Annotated in this window: 26 protein-coding genes; 11 read left to right on the forward strand and 15 right to left on the reverse strand. The window is 63.7% G+C overall.

The annotated features are described in order from the left end of the window. Positions 1-3: 3 nt before the first annotated feature. The 7 genes from C8C98_RS10410 to dtd all read left to right on the forward strand — a co-directional run bounded on the left by C8C98_RS10410 (position 4) and on the right by dtd (position 7,398). Positions 4-1,269 (forward strand): MgtC/SapB family protein, encoded by a 1,266-nt coding sequence (locus tag C8C98_RS10410; RefSeq protein WP_121454199.1) that lies wholly within the window; start codon positions 4-6, stop codon positions 1,267-1,269. Between the two features lie 45 nt (positions 1,270-1,314). Further along, a complete protein-coding gene (gene dbpA / locus C8C98_RS10415) occupies positions 1,315-2,721 on the forward strand; it encodes an ATP-dependent RNA helicase DbpA (RefSeq protein ID WP_121454200.1) in 1,407 nt (468 codons plus the stop codon). A 162-nt stretch (positions 2,722-2,883) separates the two neighbouring features. Then, positions 2,884-3,924, forward strand: a complete 1,041-nt coding sequence (locus tag C8C98_RS10420) for a tripartite tricarboxylate transporter substrate binding protein (protein WP_233574508.1) — start codon at positions 2,884-2,886, stop codon at positions 3,922-3,924. 163 nt (positions 3,925-4,087) lie between these two features. Beyond that, a complete protein-coding gene (locus tag C8C98_RS10425) occupies positions 4,088-4,855 on the forward strand; it encodes a GntR family transcriptional regulator (RefSeq protein ID WP_121454201.1) in 768 nt (255 codons plus the stop codon). Positions 4,856-4,968: 113 nt separating this feature from the next. Further along, positions 4,969-5,982, forward strand: coding sequence for a tripartite tricarboxylate transporter substrate binding protein (locus C8C98_RS10430; protein ID WP_121454202.1), 1,014 nt, complete (start codon positions 4,969-4,971; stop codon positions 5,980-5,982). A gap of 3 nt (positions 5,983-5,985) precedes the next feature. Further along, positions 5,986-6,813 (forward strand): amidohydrolase, encoded by an 828-nt coding sequence (locus C8C98_RS10435; RefSeq protein WP_121454203.1) that lies wholly within the window; start codon positions 5,986-5,988, stop codon positions 6,811-6,813. A 114-nt stretch (positions 6,814-6,927) separates the two neighbouring features. Beyond that, positions 6,928-7,398: a D-aminoacyl-tRNA deacylase gene (gene dtd / locus C8C98_RS10440; RefSeq protein WP_121454204.1), complete on the forward strand. Its 471-nt coding sequence runs from the start codon at positions 6,928-6,930 to the stop codon at positions 7,396-7,398. Positions 7,399-7,477: 79 nt separating this feature from the next. On the opposite strand, the gene C8C98_RS10445 is transcribed toward dtd, so the two are convergent. The 8 genes from C8C98_RS10445 to cyoA form a co-directional block, all read right to left on the reverse strand. Continuing rightward, positions 7,478-8,218, reverse strand: a complete 741-nt coding sequence (locus tag C8C98_RS10445; protein WP_121454205.1) for a sulfite exporter TauE/SafE family protein — start codon at positions 8,216-8,218, stop codon at positions 7,478-7,480. Between the two features lie 285 nt (positions 8,219-8,503). Next, entirely contained in the window at positions 8,504-9,037 is a 534-nt protein-coding gene (locus C8C98_RS10450; RefSeq protein WP_121454206.1) for a response regulator transcription factor, read from the reverse strand. After that, a complete protein-coding gene (locus C8C98_RS10455; protein WP_121454207.1) occupies positions 9,027-10,391 on the reverse strand; it encodes an ATP-binding protein in 1,365 nt (454 codons plus the stop codon). Before C8C98_RS10455 ends, C8C98_RS10450 begins: the two co-directional genes overlap by 11 nt. Beyond that, positions 10,375-11,148: an SURF1 family protein gene (locus C8C98_RS10460; RefSeq protein WP_121454208.1), complete on the reverse strand. Its 774-nt coding sequence runs from the start codon at positions 11,146-11,148 to the stop codon at positions 10,375-10,377. The genes C8C98_RS10455 and C8C98_RS10460 overlap by 17 nt, the downstream gene beginning before the upstream one ends. Before the next feature lie 66 nt (positions 11,149-11,214). Further along, entirely contained in the window at positions 11,215-11,658 is a 444-nt protein-coding gene (gene cyoD / locus C8C98_RS10465; RefSeq protein WP_121454209.1) for a cytochrome o ubiquinol oxidase subunit IV, read from the reverse strand. After that, positions 11,659-12,291 (reverse strand): cytochrome o ubiquinol oxidase subunit III, encoded by a 633-nt coding sequence (cyoC, locus tag C8C98_RS10470; protein ID WP_099657740.1) that lies wholly within the window; start codon positions 12,289-12,291, stop codon positions 11,659-11,661. It lies immediately after the preceding gene. Beyond that, on the reverse strand, positions 12,284-14,287 hold the full coding sequence (gene cyoB, locus C8C98_RS10475; protein WP_121454210.1) for a cytochrome o ubiquinol oxidase subunit I: 2,004 nt from the start codon (positions 14,285-14,287) through the stop codon (positions 12,284-12,286). The genes cyoC and cyoB overlap by 8 nt, the downstream gene beginning before the upstream one ends. Positions 14,288-14,295: 8 nt before the next feature. Next, positions 14,296-15,363 (reverse strand): ubiquinol oxidase subunit II, encoded by a 1,068-nt coding sequence (cyoA, locus tag C8C98_RS10480; protein WP_121454211.1) that lies wholly within the window; start codon positions 15,361-15,363, stop codon positions 14,296-14,298. A 276-nt stretch (positions 15,364-15,639) separates the two neighbouring features. On the opposite strand from cyoA, the gene C8C98_RS10485 reads away from it, so the two are divergent. Further along, positions 15,640-16,977, forward strand: coding sequence for an MFS transporter (locus tag C8C98_RS10485; RefSeq protein ID WP_121454212.1), 1,338 nt, complete (start codon positions 15,640-15,642; stop codon positions 16,975-16,977). A 100-nt stretch (positions 16,978-17,077) separates the two neighbouring features. Here the strand turns inward: C8C98_RS10485 and ybeY are convergent, their stop codons facing one another. Next, complete coding sequence (gene ybeY / locus C8C98_RS10490; RefSeq protein ID WP_121454213.1) at positions 17,078-17,536, reverse strand: rRNA maturation RNase YbeY; 459 nt, start codon at positions 17,534-17,536, stop codon at positions 17,078-17,080. A 60-nt stretch (positions 17,537-17,596) separates the two neighbouring features. Then, positions 17,597-18,547 (reverse strand): PhoH family protein, encoded by a 951-nt coding sequence (locus C8C98_RS10495; protein ID WP_121454214.1) that lies wholly within the window; start codon positions 18,545-18,547, stop codon positions 17,597-17,599. An 86-nt stretch (positions 18,548-18,633) separates the two neighbouring features. Between C8C98_RS10495 and ruvA the strand changes: the two genes are divergently transcribed. From ruvA to ruvB, 3 genes are read left to right on the forward strand one after another with little or no spacing between them, the layout of a single operon-like run. Beyond that, a complete protein-coding gene (gene ruvA, locus C8C98_RS10500; protein ID WP_121454215.1) occupies positions 18,634-19,206 on the forward strand; it encodes a Holliday junction branch migration protein RuvA in 573 nt (190 codons plus the stop codon). Between the two features lie 22 nt (positions 19,207-19,228). After that, positions 19,229-21,217, forward strand: coding sequence for a trypsin-like peptidase domain-containing protein (locus C8C98_RS10505; RefSeq protein ID WP_233574509.1), 1,989 nt, complete (start codon positions 19,229-19,231; stop codon positions 21,215-21,217). 44 nt (positions 21,218-21,261) lie between these two features. Beyond that, entirely contained in the window at positions 21,262-22,338 is a 1,077-nt protein-coding gene (ruvB, locus tag C8C98_RS10510; RefSeq protein WP_121454217.1) for a Holliday junction branch migration DNA helicase RuvB, read from the forward strand. Positions 22,339-22,414: 76 nt separating this feature from the next. Here the strand turns inward: ruvB and C8C98_RS10515 are convergent, their stop codons facing one another. The 5 genes from C8C98_RS10515 to C8C98_RS10535 form a co-directional block, all read right to left on the reverse strand. Then, positions 22,415-23,584 carry a DSD1 family PLP-dependent enzyme gene (locus C8C98_RS10515; protein ID WP_121454218.1) on the reverse strand — a complete coding sequence of 390 codons (1,170 nt, stop codon included), beginning with the start codon at positions 23,582-23,584 and terminating at the stop codon, positions 22,415-22,417. Beyond that, entirely contained in the window at positions 23,568-24,206 is a 639-nt protein-coding gene (locus C8C98_RS10520) for a histidine phosphatase family protein (RefSeq protein WP_121454219.1), read from the reverse strand. The genes C8C98_RS10515 and C8C98_RS10520 overlap by 17 nt, the downstream gene beginning before the upstream one ends. Before the next feature lie 7 nt (positions 24,207-24,213). Further along, entirely contained in the window at positions 24,214-24,828 is a 615-nt protein-coding gene (locus C8C98_RS10525; RefSeq protein ID WP_121454220.1) for a DUF4136 domain-containing protein, read from the reverse strand. A gap of 165 nt (positions 24,829-24,993) precedes the next feature. Further along, entirely contained in the window at positions 24,994-25,974 is a 981-nt protein-coding gene (gene ttcA / locus C8C98_RS10530; RefSeq protein ID WP_199726580.1) for a tRNA 2-thiocytidine(32) synthetase TtcA, read from the reverse strand. Between the two features lie 4 nt (positions 25,975-25,978). Then, entirely contained in the window at positions 25,979-26,362 is a 384-nt protein-coding gene (locus tag C8C98_RS10535) for a dihydroneopterin aldolase (RefSeq protein WP_199726581.1), read from the reverse strand. Positions 26,363-26,383: the final 21 nt, after the last annotated feature.

Raw genomic sequence — 26,383 nt, forward strand, 5'->3', positions numbered from 1 at the left:
GGTATGCACGATTTACAAGGGTTTTATGCAGCGCTGGCGGTGCTGGCCAGTGCACTGGGCTGCGGCTTGCTGATGGGCATTGAGCGCGAGCGGCGCAAGGGTGAGGGGCCGCGCCGTGCATTGGCGGGGGTGCGCTCGTTCGCCCTGGCATCTCTGATGGGGGCTGTGGCGGCACTGTCGGGCGTGGTGGCTCTGCAGGTGGTGGGCGCGGGCTTTGTGGCGGCGTTGTGTGCGGCGGGCTATTGGCGCGACCGCTCGGACGACCCCGGTGTGACCACCGAGATTGCCCTGCTGCTGGCATACCTGATTGGCCTGATGTGCGCCACCGACCGGCTGCTGGCGGCAGCGTTGGCCGTGGTTGTCACGGGCTTGCTGGCGCTGCGCGGGCCGTTGCACCAGTTTGCCAGCCAGTGGCTGCAGCCGGGTGAGGTGCGCAGTGCGCTGGTGCTGGCCGCATTGGCGTTGCTGGTGTTTCCGCTCTTGCCCGACCGGCCGTTGTGGCAAGGGGTGTTGAACCCGCAGGTGGTGTTGCGGCTGGTGATCGTGCTGCTGCTCATTCAGTCGCTGGCGCATGTGGGGAGGCGCTTGCTGCAGGCCCGCCATGCGGTGGCTTTGTCTGCCATGGCGTCGGGTTTTGTGTCGAGCACGGCCACCATTGCCAGCTTGGGGATGCAGCTGCGCTCGGGGCAGGGCACTGCCAGAACCCAGGCGGGGGGCGCGGTGCTGTCGTGCGTGGCCACCTTGTTGCAAGTGGTGGTGGTTGCCGCCACGGTGCAACCCTCGTGGTTGGGCAGGTTGCTGCTGCCTGCGCTGGCGGGTGCCTGCGTGGCAGGGGCGTGGGGTGGGTGGTTGCTGCGGGACGCCGAAGGGGGGGCGACAGTGCCTGTTGCTGCCACCACCGCTGTGGCGCCTGACACTCCCATGTTCAAACTCCGTGACGCCGCGCTGATCGCCGCGCTGCTCACGGGCATTCAGGTGGGGGTTCAGCTACTGGTTGGGTGGTTGGGAGATGCAGGCATGCTGATCGGTGCGCTGCTGGCCGCTTTGGCCGATGTGCACGCCGCTACGGCTGCTGTGCTGGTCCACGCCGCCCCGGGCGCACCTGCTGCCGCTGGTGCAGAGCACGCCTTGATGGCTGCGCTGTGTGTGCACGCCGCCAGCAAGTGCACGGTGGCGTGGGTCAGTGGCGGTGGTGCCTATGCGCGCGCGGTAGCCCCTGGTGTGCTGGCCCACACGGCGGCCTTTGTAGGCGTGCTGGCGCTGCTCTGAACGTTCTGAACCCCGTTGTGGGCATGGGGCCGGATAATCCACCCCATGACCTCCAAAGAAAACCAAGCCAGCACGGACTTCAGCACGCTGGCGCTGAGCCCCACCACGCTGGCCAACCTGCAGCAGCTGGGCTACACCACGATGACTCCCATCCAGGCGGCCAGCCTGCCGCCCGCCTTGCTGGGCAAGGACCTGATCGCCCAAGCCAGCACCGGCAGCGGTAAGACCGCCGCGTTTGCGCTGGCGCTGCTGGCCAACCTCAACCCCCGCCGTTTTGCGGTCCAGGCCCTGGTGCTGTGTCCCACGCGCGAGCTGGCCGACCAGGTGACCACCGAGATCCGCCGCCTGGCTCGCGCTGAAGAGAACATCAAGGTCGTGACCCTGTGCGGCGGCGTGCCACTGCGCGGCCAGATGCTGAGCTTGGAGCACGGCGCCCACATCGTGGTGGGCACGCCCGGCCGCGTGATGGACCACCTGGAGCGCCAACACCTCACGCTGGATGCGCTGAACACCTTGGTGCTGGACGAAGCCGACCGCATGCTGGACATGGGCTTCTTCGACGACATCGTGGTGGTGGCCAAGCAGTGCCCCAAGGAGCGCCAGACCCTGCTGTTCTCGGCCACCTACCCCGAGGGTATCGCCAAGCTCAGTGCCCAGTTCATGAAGCAGCCCGTGCAGATCACGGTGCAGGCCCAGCATGCCGAGGGCAAGATCGAGCAGCGCTGGTACGAGGTGAAGAACAGCGAGCGCCTGCATGTGGTGTCGCAGTTGCTCAACCACTTCCGCCCCGAATCATCGATTGCGTTTTGCAACACCAAGCAGCAGTGCCGCGACCTGGTGGGCGTGTTGCAAGCCCAGGGCTTCAGTGCGCTGGCGCTGTATGGCGAGCTGGAGCAGCGCGAGCGCGATCAGGTACTGGTGCAGTTTGCCAACCGCAGCTGCTCGGTGCTGGTGGCCACCGATGTGGCTGCGCGGGGCCTCGATATTGCCAACCTGGCCGCCGTCATCAACGTGGACGTGACGCCTGACCCCGAGGTCCACATCCACCGCATTGGCCGCACCGGCCGGGGCGACGCCCAGGGCCTGGCGCTGAACCTGTCGAGCATGGACGAGATGGGCTACGTGGGCAAGATCGAAGTGCTGCAAGGCCGCGAATCCACCTGGTTTGCACTGGCCGACCTGACACCTACGGGCAACAGCCCCCTGCAGCCCCCTATGGCCACGATCCAGATCGTGGGCGGGCGCAAGGAAAAAATCCGCGCGGGCGATGTGCTGGGCGCGCTGACGGGCGATCTGGGTTACACCCGCGAGCAGGTGGGCAAGATCAACGTGAACGATTTTTCCACCTACGTGGCGGTGGACCGTGCCATTGCCGCCCAGGTGGCCGCCCGCCTGAACAGCGGACGGGTCAAGGGCAAGAGCGTCAAGGCGCGGTTGATCGAAGACTGCTGATCGGCCTGCGTTGGTGTCGGGGTATGCATGGGGTGCACTTGGAAGTGCGTCGTATGCATACGACACGTTACGGTTTTTGCGGCTTGTGGTCTTTGTCGGTGATGTCTAGAGTGCGTGGAATTTCGGGTTAACAGTGATTGACATTCGCAAGAATGTGAATTGATGACCTTTTCGCCCATTTCCATCGCCATGAACACCTTGCCTGCTGCTGTGCCATTTGCTGCGCCCGTTTCCCATCCGCGCCGTGTTTTTTTATCGCGAGGGCTGGTGGGGGCCGCAGCGGTGGCCGCCCCTGTGTTTGGGCACACCCAAACTGGCCCGGTGCGGCTGGTGGTGTCTTACCCGGCGGGCGGTGGTGCCGACCTGATGGCACGGCTCATTGCCCCCCACTTTTCAGCGGCCCTGGGCAGCACGGTCGAGGTGGAGAACATGCCCGGCGACAGCGGGCAAAAGGCGGCACTTCACGTGGCCAAGGCGGCTCCCAACGGCCGTACCTTGCTGCTCGATGCGTCGTCCTTCTCGGTCAATCCATCGCTGTTTGCCCAGTTGCCTTACGACTCAGACGCGGCGTTCTCAGTGTTGGGCGTGTTGGCGGTTTTCCCCAATGTGCTGGTATGCCACCCGGCCTTTGAAGCCAAAACTGTGGCCGATCTGATCCGCATGGCCAAGGCCAAGCCAGACCAGATCGCATTTGCCTCGTCGGGCAATGGCTCGGCCCAGCACCTGGCTGGTGCGCTGTTTGAAGACCTGACGCAGATTTACCTGAAGCATTTGCCCTACAAGGGCGGTGGCCCGGCCATGGCCGATGTGGCTGCGGGAAAGGTGCCGCTGTTTTTTGCCAATGTGGCCTCCTCGCGTGAGCAACTGCAGTCGGGCAAGCTGCGGGCGCTGGCCGTCACATCGCGCCGCCGCACCAAGGTGCTGCCGCAGGTGCCTTCCATGGCTGAAGCGGGTGTGGCCAACTACGAAGTGCAGGAATGGAACCCCGTGCTGGCACCGGCGGGCTTGCCCAAGGAAGAGCGCCAGCGCTTGTTCGATGCGCTGAACAAGGCCTTGAAGGTGCCCGAGGTGGTATCGAAGGTGCAGGCACTGGGGGGTGAGGTGTTTCCGAACACCACCGATGGTCTGGCGGCTGGTTTCATCAAGACGCAGCAAGTGCAGTGGCGCAGGGTGATTGCTGCGCGCAAGATTCAGGCGGGATGAGGGGCGCTCCACCCTGAAGGCGGAAGGTTGCTCTGCAAAAAACGGCTGTCGATGACAGCCGTTTTTATGGCCGCACAGCAGATTCGTTGCGCACGCAAGGCTTGTGGTCAAGCAAATCTCTCGGCTACACTGAAAGTCCTCTATAGGACTATATCTTTCAACCATGCCGACACCCCCCACCGTGCCCACCCAAGGCCTGGCCCGCTACGCCGCCCTGGCCGATGTGCTGCGCCAGCGCATCGTGCGGGGCGAATGGCAGCCCGGCACGGCCTTGCCGGCCGAGCAAGTGCTGGCGCATGACCATTCGGTGGCGCTGGGCACCATTCGCCGCGCGTTGCAGTTGTTGACCGAGCAGGGCCTCATTGAGCGGGTGCACGGGCGGGGCACGTTTGTGCGCTCGGGCATCCCGGGCGCGTCCATGCTCCGCTTCTTTCGGTTTGGCGACGAGTGGGATGCTGCAGCCCCTGCATCATCGGCCGCCTCTGCAGGGCAAGCCCCGCAGTCGCGCATCCTGTCCAAGCAGCGTGTGGCGGCCCCCGCCGAGGTGTCCCGCGCGCTGGGGTTGCCCGCTGGGGCGCCTGTGCTGCGGCTCGAGCGCCTGCGGTTGATTGCACAGCAGCCGCGCTTGCTGGAGCACATCTGGCTGCCGTACGAGTTGTTTGCGGCGCTGGAGCATGACGATGCGGGCCAGTGGGAGCCCTTGCTGTATCCCCTGTTTGCCCAGCGCTGCGATGTGCATGTGCACCGCGCCTCTGACGACATCGGCTTTGGCGCCCTGCCCACCGATGTGGCTGCCTACCTGGCGCTGCCGCCGGGCTACCCCTGCGCCGTGGTGCGCCGCAAAGCCTTCAACCTGGCCGGGCGCTGCGTGGAGTGGCGCACCACCTGGGGCGATGCCAACGCCTTTCACTACACCGTGCACCTGACTTGACCCGGCCTGAGCGCGCCGCGTCGGCACCGTCCGCGTGGCTTGCGCTCGGTGTGACGCCCTGGTTCCGTGCCAAGCATCTCCTGATTTTTACTGAGCGAAAGAGAGGACCTCTCATGACACAAGCAACCCGCCTGTCCGCGCGCACGCCGCTGTCGCGCCGCACCCTGTTGGTGGCGTCGGCCGCAGCCGCCGTGGCCGCCCCCTGGCGCCTGGCCACTGCAGCCCCCATTGCCGGTGGCAAGACGATCACCCTGGTGGTGTCGTACCCCGCTGGCGGCGGTGCCGACCTGATGGCCCGCATCATCGCCCCCCGCCTGGGTGAGGCCCTGGGCCAGAACGTGGTGGTGGACAACAAACCCGGCGCCAGCGGCCAACTGGCCGCATCGGCCGTGGCGCGCGCCACCCCGGATGGCGCCACGCTGCTGCTGGATGCGTCCTCATTTGCGGTCAACCCATCGCTGTACCCCAAGCTGCCTTATGACAGCAACAAGGCCTTTGTACCGTTGGCCGTGCTGGCCACCTTCCCCAACGTGCTGGTGTGCCACCCAGGGTTTGGTGTCACCTCGGTCAAAGAAGTCATTGCCCGCGCCAAGGCCAAGCCGGACGATGTGGCCTACGCTTCGTCGGGCAATGGCTCAGCGCAGCATCTGGCGGGGGCGTTGTTTGAAGAGCGCACCGGCGTGCGGCTGTCGCACATCCCCTACCGTGGCGGCGGCCCAGCCATGAACGATGTGATGGGCGGGCAGGTGCCATTGTTCTTTGCCAACGTGGCCTCGTCGCTGGGCCACATCCAGTCGGGCAAGCTGCGCGCCTTGGCGGTCACGGCGCCGGTGCGTGCACGTTCGTTGCCCGATGTGCCCACCATGGCCGAAGCCGGTGTGCCCAACTACGAAGTGCTGGAGTGGAACCCCGTGCTGGCGCCTGCTAGCATTGCGGCAGACACCCGCACCCAACTGGTGGCCGCCATCCGCAAGGCGCTGGCCGATCCCGAAGTGCTGGGCCGCATCCGTGCCCTGGGCGGCGACGTTTTTGCCGATCCCACCCAGGCCAGCGCGGGCAAGTTCATCCAGGCCCAGCAGGCGCAGTGGGGCAAGGTCATCCGCGAACGCAAGATCGTGGTGGGCTGACCGATGGCTCAGTTACAAGCGTCTCAGACTTCATCGCCCGCCTTGTCGGCCGATGCAGGCTGGGACTGCCATGTGCACGTGTTTGACGCCAGCGCGCCCGTGCAGGGCGGCCACTACCAGCCCGCCCACCAGCCGCTGGAGCGCATCGAGGCACAGGCCCATGCCCTGGGTGTTGGCCATTTGGTGCTGGTGCAGCCCAGCGTGTACGGCACCGACAACGGCGTGTTGCTGCAAGCGCTGGCGCGCGAGAGCGGCCGCCACCGGGGTGTGGTGGTCGTCGATATGGACGTGACCGATGCCGAGCTGCAAACCATGCACGCCCTGGGTGTGCGGGGGGTGCGCTTCAACCTCGTCTCGCCCGTGGGCAATGGGCCCGAGGCCCTGCGCACGCTCAGCCCCCGGTTGCGGGCACTGGGCTGGCATGTGCAGTGGTACGCGGGGCCGCAGCATTTGGCCCAGATTGCCGCCCTGCAGGCCGAATGCGCGCTGCCCTGCGTGCTGGACCACCTGGCGGGCATGCATGCCCAATTGCCCGCGCACGACGCCGCCTGGCAAGACCTGGCGCGGCTGGCCGATGCGGGGGCGTGGATCAAACTGTCTGGCTGGTACCGGCTGCAGGCCACGGCGCCTTACGACACGCTGCACGCCGCGACAGAACGCGTGGCTGGGCTGTTTGGCCCGCGCATGGTGTGGGGCTCGGACTGGCCACACACCTCTTTTGCTGCGGACGCCATGCCCGCCTATGCCTCGGTGTGGACGCCGGTGGCGTCAGCGCTGGGTGCAGAGCGCGCGCAGCAGGTGTTACGGGCGGGCGCGCAGCTTTACGCCTGACAGAACAAAGCGCAGGTGCGTGGGTTCTGGCAAACCTTTCGCGCTCGGCCTCTCGACGGGGCCTTGTGAACGGCACAATGGCGCGGTTTTGATCTTCAAGGAAAGAGGCCGCTTTTGATCGCCGTATTGCAACGCGTGCGCGAGGCCCGCGTGGAAGTCGCCAGCCAAGTGGTGGGCGCCATTGGCCCTGGCCTGCTGGTGTTGGTGTGCGCCGAACGCGGCGACACCGAGGCCGAGGCCGACAAGCTGCTGGCCAAGATGCTCAAGCTGCGCATCTTCAGCGACGCTGCGGGCAAGATGAACCAGAGCGTGCAAGATGTAGATGGACGTGGAACCTGCGGGGGCCTGCTGCTGGTCAGCCAGTTCACGCTGGCGGCCGACACCACCGGCGGCAACCGCCCCAGCTTCACCCAGGCAGCCGCACCCGACGAGGGCCGTAGGCTGTATGACTACTTAGTGGCCCAGGCCCGCAAGGCACACCCCGAGGTGGCCACCGGCCAGTTCGCCGCCGACATGCAGGTGCATCTGGTCAACGATGGGCCTGTGACGATACCGATGCGGATGGCGCCTGCAGTGGCCGCTTGATGGGTTTTTGATATCAAATTGATAGCTGCTAGCGCTTATTGGACAAGCGCTAGGGCCTGATTTGATATGAAAAATCAGGCTATTGCCGCCAGAAAAACAGCCCTGCCATCACCAGCCCGGTGATCACGATGCCCGCGCGCAGCCAGGGCGCCGGAATGCGCCGCGCCACGCGGGCGCCGCCCCAGCCGCCTGCGGTGGCGGCGGCCATCATCATCAAGGCCTGCGGCCACTGCACCACGCCGCCTGCGGTGTAAATGGCCACGGCAATGGCGGTGAGCAGGGCTGAGACCCAGTTCTTCAGCCCGTTCATGGCGTGGAGCTGGGTTTGCCCCAGCAGCCCAAACAGCGCCAGCAGCAAAATGCCCAGGCCCCCATTGAAGTAGCCGCCGTACAGCGCCACAGCCAGCACGCCGACGGTGGCCTTGGTGGTGGAAGGGTGACCCCCGGCCAGCCGGGCGCGCAGCCAGGGGCCAAACGCAAACAGCGCCGTGGCGGCCAGCAGCAGCCAGGGCACGACGCGGCGAAAGGTGGTGTCAGGGGTGACGAGCAACGCGGCTGCACCGGCGGCACCGCCGATGAGCGACAGCACCACCAGGAGGCGCATGGACAGCCCCGGTGGCGGCGCTGTGTCCTCCCTGAATCCCCAAGCCCCGGCGATGTAGCCGGGCAGCAAGGCCACCGTGCCCGTGGCGTTGGCCATGACGGGCGGTACGCCGGTGAACACCAAGGCGGGCAGGGTCAAAAAGCTGCCACCCCCGGCCACGGCATTGAGGGCCCCGGCCACAAAGGCTGCGGCCAGCAGCAAAGCGCTGTCAAACATGTCTCCTCCAGATTCGGTATGGGCAGGCGCTGCGTTGGCGCCTTATTGATCCGGCACGAACCTCCTTGAACCGTTCACTAAGCCGAGTCGAAGCGCCGCGCAAGGTTTCGACAAGCTCAACCCGAACGGATATTTCAAGTTCAAAGAGGCCGGCTCAATGGTTCGATCTTAGGAGGACTAAAGAGAATTGCGTCGCTGGGCCCGCGCTGGGCCGCGTTAAGGTGCTTTGCTTAAAAGTCGCAAATCGCCCTGCTGCGGTGTGCTGGGGCGCCTGCGGGAGTGGCGTTACACGCGCTGCTTGCCCAGCTTGCGGCTGAGGGTGCGCCGGTGCATGCCCAGGCGGCGTGCGGCTTCGGAGATGTTGAAGTCACTCTCTGCCAACACCTCGTGGATGCGCTCCCACTCCAGCGTTTTGATGGAGCTGGAGCGGTTGGTGAGTTCGACCTCGGGGTTGCCCTCTTGCAGGGCAAAGGCGGCCTCGATGTCGTCGGTGTTGGAGGGCTTGGCCAGGTAGTGGCCCGCGCCGAGTTTGATGGCCTCGACCGCCGTGGCAATGCTGGCAAAGCCGGTAAGCACGACGATGCGCATCTTGGCGCTGTGCTCATGCAGCGTGCGTACGCAGGCCAGGCCGGTGGCTTCGCCCTTGAGTTTGAGGTCCACCACGGCGTACTGGGGCACATGCTCTGTCAGCAACTCCTCCACCCGCGCCATGCCATCGGCGTGCAGCACCCGGTAGCCGCGCCGCTCAAACGAGCGCGCCAGGGTGCGTGCGAAGGCATCGTCGTCTTCCACGATCAGCAGCAGGCGTTCAGTGTCCATGGTCCTCGGGGGCGGTGGCTTGCAGGGTGATGGCGGGCAGCGATAGTGTGATGGTGACCTCGGCGCCGCCGTCTGGGCGGTTGTGTGCCACCACACTGCCGCCCAGCGTGCGCGCCACGTTCATCGACAGGAACAGGCCCAAGCCGCCCCCAGGGCGCCCTTTGGTGGACTGGTAGGGCGTCCCGAGGTGCGTGAGCACTTCGGTGGTGAAGCCCGGACCCCGGTCGGTGACCACGATTCGCAACGCATCGGCATCGCGCTGTGCCTGCAAGCTCACCCAGTGCGGCGATGCGTCCCGTGCATTGTCCAGCACATTGAAGACCATTTGCTCGAGCGTGACATCGGCCACCATGGGGCTGTCGTCTTCGATGAGGTTGTCGTATACGAATTCCTGAACCGACCGGGTGGTGCGCCAGTCTTGCACCAGCGTGTCCAGAAACTGGCGCACGGTGGTCTGGCTGGAGAGCTCGCCCCGTGTCTCACCCGCCGACAGCAGGATGCCGCTCACGATGGTCTTGCAGCGTTTGACCTGGGCTTCCATCTCCGCAATGTCTTCTTGCAGCGTAGCGTCGGAGGCCAGAGCGGGGACGCGTTTCCAGTCGCCCAGGATCACGGCCAAGGTGGCCAGGGGTGTGCCCAATTCGTGCGCGGCGCCAGAGGCGAGCAGCCCCATGCGCACGATGTGTTCTTCCTCCGCTGCCCGCTGGCGCACGGCGGCCAGTCGCGCATCGCGCCGGCGCAGGTTGTGGCTGATGCGGGTGATGAAGATCACGACCAAGATGGCGTTGAGCATGAAGCACACCAGCAGGCCCAGCACGTAGGGGCTGGCCCAGCCGTCGTGCACATTGGTGGCCAGTGGCAGGGGCTGGCTGTGCTGTGAGAGCAGCATGACGCAGGCCGATGCCACCACCACGATGGACCAGATGTAGCCCCCGCGCAGCAACATGGCCCCCACGGCAATCTGCAGCAGGTACAGGAAGACAAACGGGTTGCCGATGCCACCGCTCAGGTACAGCTGCGCGGTGAGTGCACCCACGTCCACCAGCAGGGCAATGAACAGTTCCACATCGTGCACGCTGCGGCGGGTGCGCCAGCGCAGCAGGCTGAGCACGTTGAACACCACCATGCCCGCCACGATGGACAGCATGGCCTGCATGGGCAGGGGCAGGCCCAGGCTGTAGAAAGTGGCCTCGATGGTGAGCAACTGGCCCACCACAGCGATCCAGCGCAGTTGGATGAGCTGGTGCAGGTTTCTCAGCCCTGCGGAGGCGTTGGCCGAGTTGGCCTTGGCCTGGGGCTGTGTGGGGGGCTGTGCGTGAGGCGGTGTGTGGGGGGCGTTAGTGCTGCTGGTCATGGCTGGGGGTGGATGCGTGGGCCGCGCGCAGCCTACGCTCGTAGCGTGCCACAACCACGGCCGCCCCCACCACCATGAGTGCCAATCCAAACCAGGTCAACGCGTACACCAAGTGGCTGTTGGGGAAGCGCACCACCGTCAGGCCGGGGCGTGGCCAGGGGCCTGCCATGTCGGCAGGCAGGTCGGCCGCTGTGGGGCCCTGGCGGGGTGGCAGCCCGGCATCAATAAAGAAGGGCGCCGCCTGGCTGAGCTGCTGTGCCTGGGCGATGGCGGTCACATCGCGTGAATGCCAGCGCTGCTGGGCGGGGTCGTTGCGGCGCAAAAAGCCGCCGCCGGGCTCGCTCAGGCGCAGCAGCCCCACAACGGTCTCAGGGGCCTCATTGATGGCAGACGCTGGCAGAGCCTGCCATTGCGCGCGCTGCTCTTGTGGAACAAACCCGCGGTTGATCAGCACCTGCACCCCGTCGACCATCTGCAAGGGGGTCAGCACCCAATAACCGGCCCCCAGGGCCGTGGTGGCCTGAGTCAGCACGGTTTTGCTGGCAAGCCAGTGGCCTTGCAGGCGTACGGCTTGGTATTCGTGGCTGGCGGCGCTCAGCTGAGACCACTGCTCAGGGGGAGGAAGGGCGCTGGGCGGGGCTTGAATGCGTGCGCTCACGCGCTCAATGAGGTCGAGCTTCCAGGCGCGGCGCTGCACCTGCCACACCCCCAGGGAAATGAAGCCCACAAAAAGGGCGATGCCCACCAAGGTGAGCATCGCCAGGGTCGCATGGGAATGCGGGCGCTTGCGGCCCGCTGCGGGTGTGTGCACGGCCGGTGCCGGTCAGGGCGCCGTGCTGTGCGCGCCACCGTGCCCGGCGGCGGGCTGTTGCTGGCCTGCGGCAGGCACCTGTGGGTGCTCGGGCATCATGTTCGCGTTCATGTGGAACATGACCCACAGGGTGCCGGTGATGGCAATGGCCACGAACACCACGGTGAAGATGGTGGACAGCAGCGTCCAGCCGCCTTCGACCTTGCCGTTCATGTGCAGGAAGCACACCATGTGCACCAGGATCTGCACCACGGCAAAACCGCCCAGCACCAGCACGGCGGTGTTGCGGTCGGCAATCACCTTGGACATGACCAGCCAAAAGGGAATGGCGGTGAGGATGATGGACAGCACAAACCCGACCATGTAACCGGAGAAGGTGCTGTGGGGGCCCGCGTCATGGTGGTGATCGTCGTGCCCGTGCGCATCGTGCGCGTGCGTTGCATGTTGTGCGCTCATTTACAGCACCCCCATCAGGTACACAAAGGTGAATACGCCGATCCAGACCACGTCCAAGAAGTGCCAGAACATGGACAGGCACATCAGGCGGCGGTTGTTCTCGGGGATCAGGCCGTGTTTGTTGATCTGCAACATCAGCACCACCAGCCAGACCAGGCCGAAGGTGACGTGCAGACCGTGGGTGCCCACCAGCGTGAAGAAGGCCGACAGGAAGGCGCTGCGCTGAGGGCCTGCGCCCTGGTGGATCAGATGCTGGAACTCGTACAGCTCCAGCCCCAGGAAGCACAGACCAAACAGGCCCGTGATGCCCAGCCACAGCAGCGTGCCTTTGACGTCGCCCAGCTGCTTGCGCAGCATGGCAAAGCCGAAGGTGATGGACGACAGCAGCAGGAAGGCCGTGTTGATGGCCACCAGGGGCAAGTCAAACAGCTGGGCGCCGGTGGGGCCTGCCGCATAGCTGCGGCCCAGCACGCCGTACGTGGCAAACAGGGCGGCAAAGATGAGGCAGTCGCTCATCAGGTACAGCCAGAAACCCAGGGCGGTGCCGTTTTCGGGATGGGGCTCGTGCGCGAGGTGGTACTCGCGCGGGGCCAGGGCGCCTGCGGCGCCCGCTTGGATGCGGATATCAGACATGGCGTGCGAGTTGGAGTGTGCGGGCTTCTTCGGTGGCAACCACTTCGGAGGCAGGGATGTAGAAGTCACGCTTGTAGTTGAACGTGTGGATGATCGAAGCCAGCACCACGGCTGCGAACGACACCGCAGCCAGCAGCCACATGTGCCAGATCAGCGCAAAGCCGAACACCAGCGAGAGGCCCGAGATGACCACACCAGCCCCGGTATTGGCAGGCATGTGGATGGACTGGAAGCCGCTGAGCGGGCGTTGGTAGCCGTGCTTCTTCATGTCCCACCAGGCGTCGATCTCATGCACCACGGGCGTGAAGGCGAAGTTGTAGTTGGGTGGGGGCGAGGAGGTGGCCCACTCCAGCGTGCGGCCACCCCAAGGGTCGCCCGTCCAGTCGCGCAGTTGCTCGCGCTTGAGGAAGCTGACCACCAACTGGATCAGGAAGCAGCCAATGCCCGCGGCAATCATGGCTGCGCCAATGGCAGCGATCACGAACCAGATTTGCAGCGATTGGTCTTCAAAGTGGCTCACGCGGCGCGTGACGCCCATCAGGCCCAGCACGTACAGCGGCGTGAAAGCCACCCAGAAGCCCACCAGCCACAGCCAGAAGGAGTACACGCCCCAGGTGCGGTCCAGCTTGTAGCCAAACGCCTTGGGGAACCAGTAGTTGATGCCTGCAAACATGGCAAACACCACGCCGCCGATGATCACGTTGTGGAAGTGAGCGATAAGGAACAGGCTGTTGTGCAGCACGAAGTCGGCGGGTGGCACGGCCAGCAGCACGCCGGTCATGCCGCCGATGGCAAACGTCACCATGAAGGCCACGGTCCACATCATGGGCAGCTCAAAGCGGATGCGGCCCTTGTACATGGTGAACAGCCAGTTGAAGATCTTCGCGCCCGTGGGGATCGAGATGATCATGGTCGTGATACCGAAGAAGGTGTTCACGCTCGCGCCCGAGCCCATGGTGAAGAAGTGGTGCAGCCACACCAGGTACGACAGGATGGTGATACACACCGTGGCGTACACCATGGAGGTGTAGCCAAACAGGCGCTTCTTGCTGAAGGTGGCCACCACTTCGGAGAACACGCCGAAGGCGGGCAGCACCAGGATGTACACCTCAGGGTGGCCCCAGATCCAGATCAGGTTCACGTAGAGCATGGGGTTGCCACCCAGCTCGTTGGTGAAGAAGTTGGTGCCAACATAGCGGTCCAGCGACATCAGCACCAGCGCGGCCGTCAGCACGGGGAAGGAGGCCACGATCAGCGCGTTGGTGCACAGGGCGGTCCAGGTGAAGACGGGCATCTTCATCAGGCTCATGCCGGGGGCGCGCATCTTGACGATGGTGACGATCAGGTTGATCCCCGAGAGCGTGGTGCCCACCCCGGCAATCTGCAGTGCCCAGATGTAGTAGTCCAGCCCCGTGCTGGCGCTTTGTGAGCCCAGGTTGGACAGCGCCAGCCAGCCGGAGGTGGAGAACTCCCCCAGGAACAGCGACACCATCACCAGCACGGCGCCAGCGGTGGTCATCCAGAAGCTGAAGTTGTTGAGGAACGGGAAGGACACGTCGCGCGCGCCGATTTGCAGCGGCACGAGGTAGTTCATCAGGCCCGTGACCAGCGGCATCGCCACGAAGAAGATCATGATCACGCCGTGGGCTGTGAAGATCTGGTCGTAGTGGTGCGGTGGCAGGTAGCCCATGTTGTCGCCAAAGGCCATGGCCTGTTGCAGGCGCATCATCACGGCGTCGGCAAAGCCGCGCAGCAGCATCACCAGGCCCAGGATCATGTACATGATCCCGATCTTTTTGTGGTCAATGCTGCAGATCCAGTCGCGCCACAGCGGGCCCCACAGGCGGAACTTGGTGATGCCTGCCACGACGGCAAGACCACCAAGCACCACGGCAATGAAGGTGGCCAGCACGATGGGTTCGTGCGCCATGGGCACAACGTCCCAGCTCAGGCGGCCCAGCGCCCAGTGGGCGGGAGTTACGTTTTCGGAGGTCATAGCGAGGCTCATTGGCGGATGCTGGCGCCGGAGGTTTGTGCCGGTGCGTTGCGGGTTTCAAGCGCTGCCACCACTTGGGCTGCGTTTTGTGCGTTGCACACGTCCTGGGGCAGGTTCAGGCCTGCTGCGCGCACATAGGCGTCGCCGCCCTGGGCGTCGATGGCCATCATGTGGTGCATGCACATCTTTCCGTCTTCCACACAGCGGTTGAGCACCTTGTCGTACAGGCCATCTTCCACCGACGCAAAGCGTTGCACGGGGTCGCGCTCGCTGGGCTTGGCGAGGTTCAGGTAGGAGCCTTTGTCCAGGGGCTTGCCCTCGGTCTTGGCTTTTTGCACCCACTGGGCAAAGTCATCGTTGCTCAGGCCGTGGAACTTGAAGGTCATGCCAGAGAAGCCTGCGCCGCTGTAGTGCGAAGACATGCCGTTGAACACGCCAGGCTTGTTGATGACGGCGTTCAGCTCGGTCTGCATGCCGGGCATGGCGTAGATCATGCCGGCCAGGTCAGGCACGTAGAACGCGTTCATGGTCGATGTCGCGGTCAGTTTGAACAGAATGGGGCGGTCCACCGGGGCGGCCAGCTCGTTTACTGTGGCAATGCCTTGCTCTGGGTAGAAAAACAGCCATTTCCAGTCCATCGCCACCACTTGCACTTCCAGGGGCTTGACGTTGGCGTCCAGGGGGCGCTGGGCGTCGATGCGGTCCAGGGGGCGGTAGGGGTCAAGCTTGTGGGTGCCGATCCAGGTCAGGGCGCCCAGGGCAATGATGATGAGCAGCGGCACGGTCCAGATCACCAGCTCAAGCGTGGTGGAGTGGTGCCACTCGGGGTCGTAGTCGGCCTCGGTGTTGGCGGTGTTCGACTGGCGGTACTTCCAGGCGAAGAACAGGGTCAGGGCGATCACCGGCACGATGATGATGAGCATCAACAGTGTGGCGGTGATGACCATCTGGCCCTGTTGGGCGGCAATGTCACCGGCCGGGTTGAGTACGACGGCCTTGCTGCAACCGGCCAGGCCGGTGGTCAGGGCGATCGCGGCAAGCCAGGCGGGCCTGCGAGATTCTTTGTTTTTGAGCATGCTAGGGGCGCTACAAAGGGGCGCTTAGGTGTAAACACGAATGGCTGAAGTGTCGAAATGTAGTCTCGCTACCGATTTTGTCGATTGGACATTTTGTCCAACATCAAATGCGAGCCAGTGTTTTCGGCTCTTTGGTCTGGGTTTGATCTGTCGCAGGCGGGTTTGGAGGGCTGGCAATCAGGGTTTTCCTACGCGCAGGGCTAGCGAAAGCTCACTTGTGAGGGCCCTCTGAGGGGTGTAGAACGGAGTGGTGTCAGTTTCTTGAGGAGCGTCAATATGTACAGCCCAGGTTCAGCAGCCCTGCCTGCTCCAGGTTTTGATGGTTCGGTGTCTTTGGCCAACGCCCACACCGATGAGGATGTGACCCCCGGTGAGATCGCGGTGGGGGTGATCATTGGGCGGTCTTCCGAATACTTTGATTTTTTTGTGTTCGGCATTGCCAGCGTGCTGGTCTTCCCCTCTTTGCTGTTCCCGTTCTTGTCGCGGCTGGATGGGACTTTGATGGCGTTTGCCATATTTGCCCTGGCTTTCGTGGCCCGCCCTGTGGGCACCGCCATCTCCATGGCTGTGCAGCGGCGCTGGGGGCGGGGCACCAAGCTGACGCTGTCGCTGTTTTTGCTGGGGGCCTGCACGGCGGGCATGGCGTTTTTGCCCAGCTACGCGTCGGTGGGCTCCAAGGCGATTGCGGCCCTGATCATTCTGCGCATTGGCCAGGGGCTGGCGCTGGGGGGCACCTGGGATGGGTTGCCCTCCCTGTTGGCGATGAGCGCCCCCAAGGAGCGGCGCGGCTGGTTTGCCATGATCGGGCAGCTGGGGGCGCCTGTGGGTTTTGTGCTGGCGGCCAGCCTGTTTGCATATTTGTATAGCAGCCTGAGCGTGGCCGAGTTCCTGGACTGGGGCTGGCGCTATCCCTTCTTCGTGGCCTTTGCCATCAACGTGGTGGCCTTGTTTGCCCGTTTGCGTCTGGTGGTGGGGCAGTCGTATGCCGAATTGCTGCAGCAGCGCGAGTTGCAGCCGGTGAGCGTGGCCCAGGTCATGCGCGATGAGGGGGGCAATGTGCTGCTGGGTGCCTTTGCTGCCTTGTCCAGCTTTGCGCTGTTCCATATCGCCACCGTGTTCCCTCTGTCGTGGATTTCGATGTACTCCGAGCAGTCCATCACCGAGGTCCTCTCGGTACAGATCGTGGGCGCCTTCCTGGCAGCCGCAGCCATCATGCTGTCGGGCTGGCTGGCCGACCGGGTGGGGCGGCGCAACCTGCTGGGCTCGATGGCGGTGCTGATCGGGCTGTTCAGCTTCACGGCGCCGTGGTTGCTGGGGGCCGGCTCTACAGGCAATAACGTGTTCTTGTTGGTGGGTTTTGTGCTGCTGGGCTTGTCGTATGGGCAGGCTTCGGGCACCGTCACGGCCAATTTCTCGGCCCAGTACCGCTACACGGGCGCAGCGCTGTCGGCGGACTTGGCCTGGCTGCTGGGCGCCGGGTTTGCCCCGCTGGTGGCCTTGGGGCTGTCGGCCAAGTTTGGGCTGGGGGCCGTGTCGCTGTACCTGCTGTCGGGCGTGGTGTGTACCCTGGTGGCTTTGCGCATCAACCGGTTGATTGAGCGCAAAGAGGCTTGATGGTGGTGCTGGGTGGGGGCTGCAGCACCTGTGCTGAGCCCCTGACCTCTAAACCCCTTGGCCCCACGACGGGCTCTGCGCTGGGGTTGGGTGTTGGTCTTTATTTAGCGTAAGGGTCGGCAAACCCCAGCTCTTGCAGGATGGCCGTTTCGTAGGCCTCCATTTCGTCGGCGTCCTCGGCGCTGGTCTCGTGGTCCCAGCCCTGGGCGTGCAGTGCGCCGTGCACCAGCAGGTGCGCGTAGTGCTCTTCCAGGCTTTTGTTTTGCTCTTGGGCCTCGCGTTCCACCACGGGTGCGCACAGCACCAGGTCTGCGGTGACGATGGGCTCCTGCGTGTAGTCAAACGTGAGCACGTTGGTGGCGTAGTCTTTTTTGCGGTACTCGCGGTTGAGCTGTTGGCCTTCTTCTGCGCCCACGATGCGCACTGTGATTTCCGCATCGGTGGACAAGGCGTGGCGAATCCAGCGCGTGACCTTGTGGCGGGGCAGGGTGGCGCGGTGTTCTGCCAGGTTGTCAAACTTGCCAAACTGCAAGGACAGAGAGAGTTGGTTGAGTGTCATTTTGGCCTCTGGCGCTTGATATATAAGCGCAAGCAGCTATAAAAATAATAGTAAAAATGCTCAGCTGCGCGCAGTCTGTGCGCGGCGTGGCGCATCGTAGGCGTCCACAATGCGCGCCACCAGGGGGTGGCGCACCACGTCGGCACTGGTAAAGCGTGTGATGGCAATGCCCTTGACCCGCTTGAGCACCCGCTCGGCATCGATCAGCCCGCTCATGGCCCCCTTGGGCAGATCGATCTGGCTCACATCGCCCGTGACCACGGCACGCGCGCCAAAGCCGATGCGGGTGAGGAACATCTTCATTTGCTCAGGGGTGGTGTTTTGCGCCTCGTCCAGGATCACAAAAGCGTTGTTTAGCGTGCGCCCGCGCATGAAGGCCAGCGGGGCGATTTCAATGGCGTTGCGCTCAAACGCCTTTTGCACCTTGTCGTGGCCCATCAACTCGTACAGGGCGTCGTACAGCGGGCGCAGGTAGGGGTCGACCTTTTGGGCCAGGTCGCCGGGCAAAAAGCCCAGGCGCTCACCCGCCTCGACCGCCGGGCGGGTCAGCACAATGCGCTGTACGGCACTGCGTTCTAGAGCATCTACCGCGCAGGCCACGGCCAAGTAGGTTTTGCCTGTGCCCGCAGGGCCAATGCCAAAGGTGATGTCGTGCGAAGCAATGTTCTGCAGGTACAGGCTTTGGGTGGGGGTGCGGCCACGCAGGTCCGCGCGGCGGGTGTTGAGCACGATGGCGCCCTCGGGCGCTTCGATCAGCCCAGAATCGCCCGCCAGCATGATTTGCAGCGTGTCTTCAGGGATGGGCCGCTCGGCCATCTCGTACAGCGCCTGCAACAATTCCATGGCCTGGGTGGCTTTGGCCTTGGGGCCGTCCACCTTGAACTGTTCGTGCCGATGGGCGATGCTTACCTCCAGGGCCACTTCGATGGTGCGCAGGTGCGCGTCCGCCGGGCCGCACAGGTGGGTGAGCCGCGTGTTGTTGTGTGGGGTGAAGGTGTGGCGCAGGATCACGCTGATAATTCCAGTCGGCAAAAGCCAATGACGACAAAAAAGAGCGCGCCGCCTGCCTACGCATGCTGCGGCGCCAAAGGACACCAATGATAGGCAAATTGACCGGCACCCTGCTGGAGAAGAATCCCCCCGAGGTGCTGCTGGACTGCCACGGTGTGGGCTATGAGGTGAATGTGCCCATGAGCACCTTCTACAACCTGCCCGCAGTGGGCGAGCAGGTCAGCCTGCTCACGCAATTCATTGTGCGTGAGGATGCGCAGTTGCTATATGGCTTTGGCACGGCGCAAGAGCGCCAGGCTTTTCGGGAGTTGATCAAAATCTCAGGTGTGGGTCCACGCACGGCCTTGTCCATCCTCTCTGGCATGGGCGTGGCCGACCTGGCCCAGGCCATCACGCTGCAGGAGGCGGGCCGTTTGGTCAAAGTGCCAGGCATTGGCAAGAAGACGGCCGAGCGCTTGTTGCTGGAGTTGAAGGGCAAGATGGGGGCGGATATCGGTACCCCGACCCATGCCGCCAGCGACGCGCAGGCCGACATCCTTCAGGCGCTGTTGGCCCTGGGCTACAACGACAAGGAAGCGGTAGCAGCCCTCAAAGCGCTGCCGCCGGACGTGGGTGTAAGTGACGGTATCAAGCTGGCGCTCAAAGCATTGGCCCGCTAATAATCCAAAAACGGACGCCACCATGGAGCCACCGCATCCGCAGGGTGATCTCCAAAGTAATGGTCTTTGCACAACAAAGGAAACGCAGATGACAATCGGTTCAATCAAACGCTGGACATGTGTACTCACTGCCGTCACAGCGCTAGTCGTGGGCTGTGGCGGCAGCGGCGAGACTGCCCCCGTCGCTAAAACGGATGCGGTTTCCAGCGTGGACAGCCGCGTTCAGCCGGTCAACGCTGTGCAGAAAGTAGAGAGTGTCAAGTTTCGCAGCGGAGCTTTGGCTCCGAAGGCTACCGAGGTTTCGTTGCCCGCTCTATCGCAAGCGAAAAGCATAGCTGCTAGCGCAGGTGCCGGTGCCAGACAGGTAGGAGAGGTCCGCTCTTTGAATGCCACTTGGTCATCCCAGGCCACACAGGCCTATTTAGATTGGCAGGTCACCGCGAATGGCGGTAGGGTGGCAGCAATTAGTTTCAGAGCAGAGGGCGCCTATGGGTTACGCCTGGGGGTATTGGTAAATCAACTGCCCGGCGGCGCAACTTTAAGAGTTTATGCCCAATCCTCACCTGACAAGGTTTTTGAAATTTCAGGGCACGATGTCTTGCAAACGGTAGAGCGTAATCAGGCCGCTGGCGATCTATCTGATGCCGGGCGAACTTGGTGGACACCTGATACAGGTGCTGCAGAAGCCACTTTAGAGATTGAGCTGCCGCCTGGCATTCCTGCTGCTGCTGCTTTGAACGTGGCGGTGCCACATCTATCTCACATCTATGAAAACCTTGCCTTGCCTACCGCGCAGGAATATGAAGAGCAGGTTCAGGTGACGAAAGATATCGGTGATTCCGATTTTTGCAATACCGATGCAACGTGCTCGACTTCGTTAACTGTTGAGCGTAATTCGGTTGCTCGCATGATTTTTGTGCGGGCTGATGGTAGGGCTTATCTTTGCACTGGCACTTTGCTCAATGACGTATCTTCTTCAGGCAGACCGTACTTTCTAAGTGCCAATCACTGCGTTTCCGATCAAACGGTGGCTTCCACATTGCAAACGGATTGGTTTTTCAGATCACCTAGGTGCAACAGTGGTTCAGTTCAGTCTTCGACGACCAAGCGGAGCCGTGGTGCACAGTTGCTTTACGTGAGCTCAGAGACTGACACATCTTTCATGCTTCTGAACGACACTCCACCCGCAGGGGCAACCTTTGCAGGCTGGGGGACGGCACCGGTTGATCCTGGCGCAGCAGTGGTAGGCTTGCATCACCCCTCCGGCGATTTGTTGAAGATCAGCAACGGTGTTCTGGTTGGCCAGACCAACTGCGTAGCAGAGGGCGCGACCGGCTTTCGTTGCAGTGGGACTGCGGGTAACTTCTACCGCGTGACTTGGTCGCAAGGCGTTACGGAAGGGGGCAGCAGCGGCTCTGCCATATTCCAGAATAGCAAGGTGGTGGGAACCCTGTATGGCGGGAGCACAGCCTGTACTGTGTCTGGCGGGTACGACTACTATGGCCGCTTTGACATTGCTTACAGTGCTGCGCTCAAGACATGGCTTGCTGCGGCAGCGTCTGCCGAGAGGGTCGCTGTATATCGTTTTTACAATGCAAAAACGGGAGCACATTTCTACACGGCCAGTGCATCGGAGCGAGACTTTGTTATCAGGACCTACCCGGAGTTTGCGTATGAAACAGAGGCTTTCTATGTGTACCCCGATGCCAGCACAGGGAAGGAGCCGGTTTTTCGCTTTTACAACGCGACCAGTGGTGCTCACTTTTATGCAGGCAGCGCGGCTGAGCGAGACCTGGTCATTTCCCGGTTTCCTGATTTCCGTTATGAAATCGTGAGTTGGTATTCGCAAGTGAATAGCGGCAACGCTGCATCTCCTGTCTATCGCTTTTACAACAGCAAGACCGGAGCACATTTCTACACCATCAGCGCATTGGAACGAGACTTGGTAATCCAGGTTCACACCGACTTTCGCTACGAAGGCCCGACGTATTACGCTTGGACTAGCAAGTGACCCCTGGAATAGCTTCTCGATATTGACAGTGCATAGACTGCTTCATGACCATCCAGACCGACGACTTCGCCCCAGTTCCTGCCAAACGCGTGGTTTCCGCTGCGCCTACCTCCCCTCAAGAGGAAGCGCTGGAGCGGGCGCTGCGCCCCAAGCTGCTGCAGGAGTACGTCGGCCAGGCCAAGGCGCGTGAGCAACTGGAGATTTTCATCGGCGCCGCCCGCAAGCGCGGTGAGGCGCTGGACCATGTGCTCTTGTTCGGCCCGCCCGGGCTGGGCAAGACCACACTCAGCCACATCATTGCGGCAGAGTTGGGGGTGAATCTGCGTCAGACCAGTGGTCCGGTGCTGGAGAAGCCCAAGGACTTGGCAGCCTTGCTGACCAACCTGGAGAAGAACGACGTTCTCTTCATCGACGAGATCCACCGCCTCTCTCCGGTGGTGGAAGAAATCCTCTACCCCGCGCTGGAGGACTACCAGATCGACATCATGATCGGCGAGGGCCCTGCGGCGCGCAGCATCAAGCTCGATTTACAGCCCTTCACCTTGGTGGGGGCCACCACGCGGGCCGGCATGCTCACCAACCCGTTGCGCGACCGCTTTGGCATCGTGGCCCGGCTGGAGTTTTATACCCCTGAGGAATTGGCTCGCATCGTCAAGCGCAGCGCCGGGCTGCTCGGCGCGCCCATGGACGATGAAGGCGGCTTTGAGATTGCCCGCCGCTCACGTGGCACGCCACGGATTGCCAACCGGCTGTTGCGCCGCGTTCGGGACTACGCCGAGGTCAAGGGCGATGGCCGCATCACCGTCGACATTGCCAACCGTGCCCTGGCCATGCTGGACGTGGACCCGCAAGGTTTCGATGTGATGGACCGCAAGCTGCTGGAGGCGGTGATTCACCGCTTTGACGGCGGGCCTGTGGGGCTCGACAACATCGCGGCGAGCATTGGCGAAGAGGCTGGCACCATCGAAGACGTGATTGAGCCTTACCTCATCCAACAAGGCTATTTGCAGCGCACGCCCCGCGGGCGCATTGCCACACTGGCAGCTTTTCGGCATCTAGGGGTTTCGCCCCCAGCCTCAGGGGGTTACGGGTTGTTTGATGGGGCGCCGGCCGCTGCCTGACAAAACTGGCCCTGCGATAGTCGCCCAGGCGGCCGCGCTGACCCTTCCGTCCTGAACGGGCAAGGCCAAGTGCCTTTCAGGTCAGCGCACCCCGCGCATCCACACGGATGATGCGCTCCACCGCTCCCAGTCCCAACCCACCCCGCACTCCGATCATGAAGTCGTACAGATTCACCGTGGGATCGCAGTGCCCAGGGATCAACCACAGCATGCGGCCCAGGGCAGGCAGGCGGGCTTTGTCGCCTTCTGCATACAGCAGGCCATGCTCGTCACCGCCGTTGGCATAGCGCAGCGCGCGGCCGGTGGACAGTTGGCCCACCGTAGGCAGGCCTGAGTCGATGGCATGGCTCTTGTGGCCCGCGTCGCACACGGCGTGGCTGTCGCGCACCGAAATCACCTGGGTCTTGACGAATAGGGCGTGCTCAAACGCGGGTTGGGCGGGCTCGCGTTCGTTGCGTGCGTAGTCGCCGTCCATGAAGAGGAACGACCCCGCCTGCAGTTCGCCATACACGCCGCTGGCCGCTTCGTGTACCAGGGAGCCGGTGCCAGAGCCCGTGACCAGCGGCACAGGCAGCCCGGCAGCGATGATCAGATCGCGCGTGTAGGCGGCCTGTTGTACCACCTGGGCGATGGCTTCGCGCCGTTCTGCGGCGGTGGCCAGGTGTTGGGCGCGGCCGTGGTAGGCCTGCAGGCCAGCGAAGCGCAGCCGGGGGTGCCGGGCCACGGCCAAAGCCAGTGCCACGGCGCTTTCACCGGGGGGCACGCCGCAGCGGCCCTGGCCCACGTCAATTTCGACCAGCACGTCCATGCCCGCATCGCTACCCGAAAGAGCCATGGCCTCGGCCAAGCGTTCAATGCCTTCGGTGCTATCTACGCACACGGCCAAGCGCCCACCACGGCTGGCCAGCGCTGCAGCCAGCCGCGCTGCGCGGTGTAGCTTGGGCATGGCAATCACTTCGTTGGTGATGGTGATGTCCAGCACGCCGCCCGCTGCCATGGCTTCGGCCTCAGACACCTTTTGCACACACACGCCGGTGGCTCCTGCCTGCTGCATCAGCAGCGCCAGTTCGGCGCTTTTGTGCATCTTGGCGTGGGGGCGCCACCGCACCTGGTGCTTGCGGGCGAAATCGGCCATGCGCTGGATGTTGCGGTCCATCGCGTCCAGGTCAATGACGAGTGCCGGGGTGTCGATCTGGTCGACACGCTGGCCGATGAGGGCGGTCAGGGCTTCAGGTGTGGCTTTCATCGCGTGCGGCTTGGTCCAGGTGCTGTGTGTCGGCCCAGCCCACCAGGCTGAGGCCGTCGGGCGTCCACAGCAGGCGGTTGATGGCGGCATTGCCCAGCAGCCAGGTGCGTGGGGCTTGGATGTCTTGGCGGGTGGCGGCGCGGTACAGAACGTCCAGCACGCCACCGTGCGCTACCAGCACGATCTGCCCGCCCAGGTGCTGGGCGGCGATCTCGTGCGTGGTTGCCGTGATGCGTTCGCGCAGGGCAATCAGCGATTCGCCGCCCTGCGGTGCAAAGTCCGGGTCGCGCTTGCGCCAGCGGTGGGCCTGCTCCGGGTCTGTGACTTCCAGCTCAGCAAAGGTATGGCCTTGCAGCACGCCAAAGCTGCGTTCGCGCAGCCCCTGGTGGGCGGTGAGGGGGGCTCGGGTGGTCTCTGCAATGGCGCTGGCCGTGACCCAGGCGCGCTGCAGGTCGCTGCTGTAGATGGCGTCGATGGGCTCGTCGGCCAGAGCCAGTGCGGCCTGGCGCGCCTGCCACAGGCCGGTGTCGTTCAGTGGAATGTCCAGGTGCCCTTGCAGGCGGGTGTCCACATTCCAGGCGGTTTCCCCGTGGCGGATGGCGATGATGCGGGTGGCTTCCATGCAAAGGTCAGGGTTGGGTCGGGAGGGGGATGCGCACTTGGCGAGAGCCTTGGGGGGGCTGCGGAAATCCATTGAGCGCTGCGTCAAACAGCACACCGTACACGGCCGGGTCAGACACCCACACATCTTCGTGCACGGCCGATGTTTCATACACCACGGTCTGGGTGCGGGCGTCGCGCATCACAATGCTCACGGCGCGGCGGTGCAGGGGAGAGGGCTCGCCCAGGTTCCACATGCCGCGCATGCCCCAGCCGCCACGGCCACCGTACCAGCCCCAGCCACCAAACGCCCAGCCGGGGCCGTCATAAAAAGGATCACGGCGGGGGGTGAAGCCGGCCTGTGCGCCCAGTTGCACCACCCATTGCCCTGCAGTGTCGTCGCGCTGCAAGCCCGCGCGCGCCAGGGCCTGCTCGGCCAGCGCAAGAATGGGGTCAAACGACGCATCTTGCTGTGAGGGCAGGCGCTCAAGCCGGTAGGTCATGGGTTGCTGTGCGCTGGCGGTGGCGGGCAGTTGCGAGAAGCTGCGCACATCGCCCTCCACCACACGGTGGGTGGCGCACCCTCCCAGCAAAGCGGCCATGCCCAGCAGCACGGCGTATTTTTTCCAAGACGAAGTGGTCATGACAAGTCTCCTGAGGCGTTGGCAATGGACGGCTGCGGTGCAGCGTATTGGCTGGGTGGGCCTTCAGGTTGGAGTGGGCCGCCTGGCTGGGGTTCAAACAGATAGGACTGGCACACACGGGATGCCGCATTGGACGGTCGCAAGCCGCGTGTCAGAGTCCAGTGCTCAGCTGATGTGCACTACCTGCACGCCCGGCAGGGCGGGCGGCGCGGCAAACTCTTCCTTGTCAAACGCCTTGTCGCCGTCTTCGTTGGCAATGCCCGTGGCCTTGGCGTTCTTGAAGTCGTAGAGGCTGCCGTCCAGCAGGTGCGAGGGCACCACGTTCTGCAGGGCGTTGAACATGTTCTCGACCCGGCCAGGGAAGCGCTTTTCCCACTCGCGCAGCATCTCGCCCACCTGTTTGCGCTGCAGGTTCTCCTGGCTGCCGCACAGGTTGCACGGGATGATGGGGAAGTTGCGGTGCGCAGCCCAGCGGGTGGTGTCCTTCTCGGCCACGTAGGCCAGCGGGCGGATCACCACATGCTTGCCGTCGTCGCTCACCAGCTTGGGGGGCATGCTCTTCATCTTGCCGCCAAAGAACATGTTGAGCAGCAGCGTTTGCAAGATGTCATCGCGGTGGTGGCCCAGCGCGATCTTGGTGCAGCCCAGCTCGTCGGCCACGCGGTACAAAATGCCCCGGCGCAAGCGGCTGCACAGGCTGCAGGTGGTCTTGCCCTCGGGGATCAGCTTCTTGACGATGCTGTAGGTGTCTTCGTTCTCGATGTGGAACGGCACGCCGGTGCTGGCCAAATACTCGGGCAGCACATGCTCGGGAAAGCCGGGTTGCTTCTGGTCCAGGTTGACGGCCACCAGATCAAAGTGGATGGGCGCGCGGGCCTTGAGCTTGAGCAGGATGTCCAGCAGGGCGTAGCTGTCCTTGCCGCCCGACATGCACACCATCACCTTGTCGCCTTCTTCAATCATGTTGAAGTCGACGATGGCCTTGCCCACCTCGCGGCACAGGCGCTTTTCCAGCTTGTGGGTTTCGCGTTCGATTTTCAGCCGGGCGGCGTTGGCTGTAGGCTCCTGGGGGGCTTCGGCCTCTTCGGTCCAGCCGCTGAGTACCGGGGCGAGGGTGGGGTTGGGGTTGTTGATCACTGCGTTCATAGATTTACCACTGCCCCGTTTCCATGCGAATCGCCACTTCGCAGTCGTCAAATATTTCCAGCTTGGCGATCTTCACGCGCACGCCCAGCACGCCGGGCAATTGCATCAGGCGGTTGGCCAGCTTGCCGATCAGGCTCTCGAGCAGGTTCACATGCTCGGCAGTGCACTCGTCAATGATGATCTGCCGCACGCGGCGGTAGTCCAGCACATGGCCGATGTCATCGTCGCGCGGGGCCAGGGGCTGCACACCCAGGCTCAGCTCGGCATCGACCTGGATCGGTTGCGGGTCGGTCTTCTCGTAGTCGAGGATGCCCAGGTTGGCGTCAAAGCGCAAACCGGTGAGCGTCAGGATTTGCGTGCCTGTCATCTGGGAGGGGGCTTGTGTCATGGTGTGGGGCGCGTTCTGTAT

Source organism: Acidovorax sp. 106 (assembly GCF_003663825.1).
Taxonomy (GTDB): domain Bacteria; phylum Pseudomonadota; class Gammaproteobacteria; order Burkholderiales; family Burkholderiaceae_C; genus Acidovorax.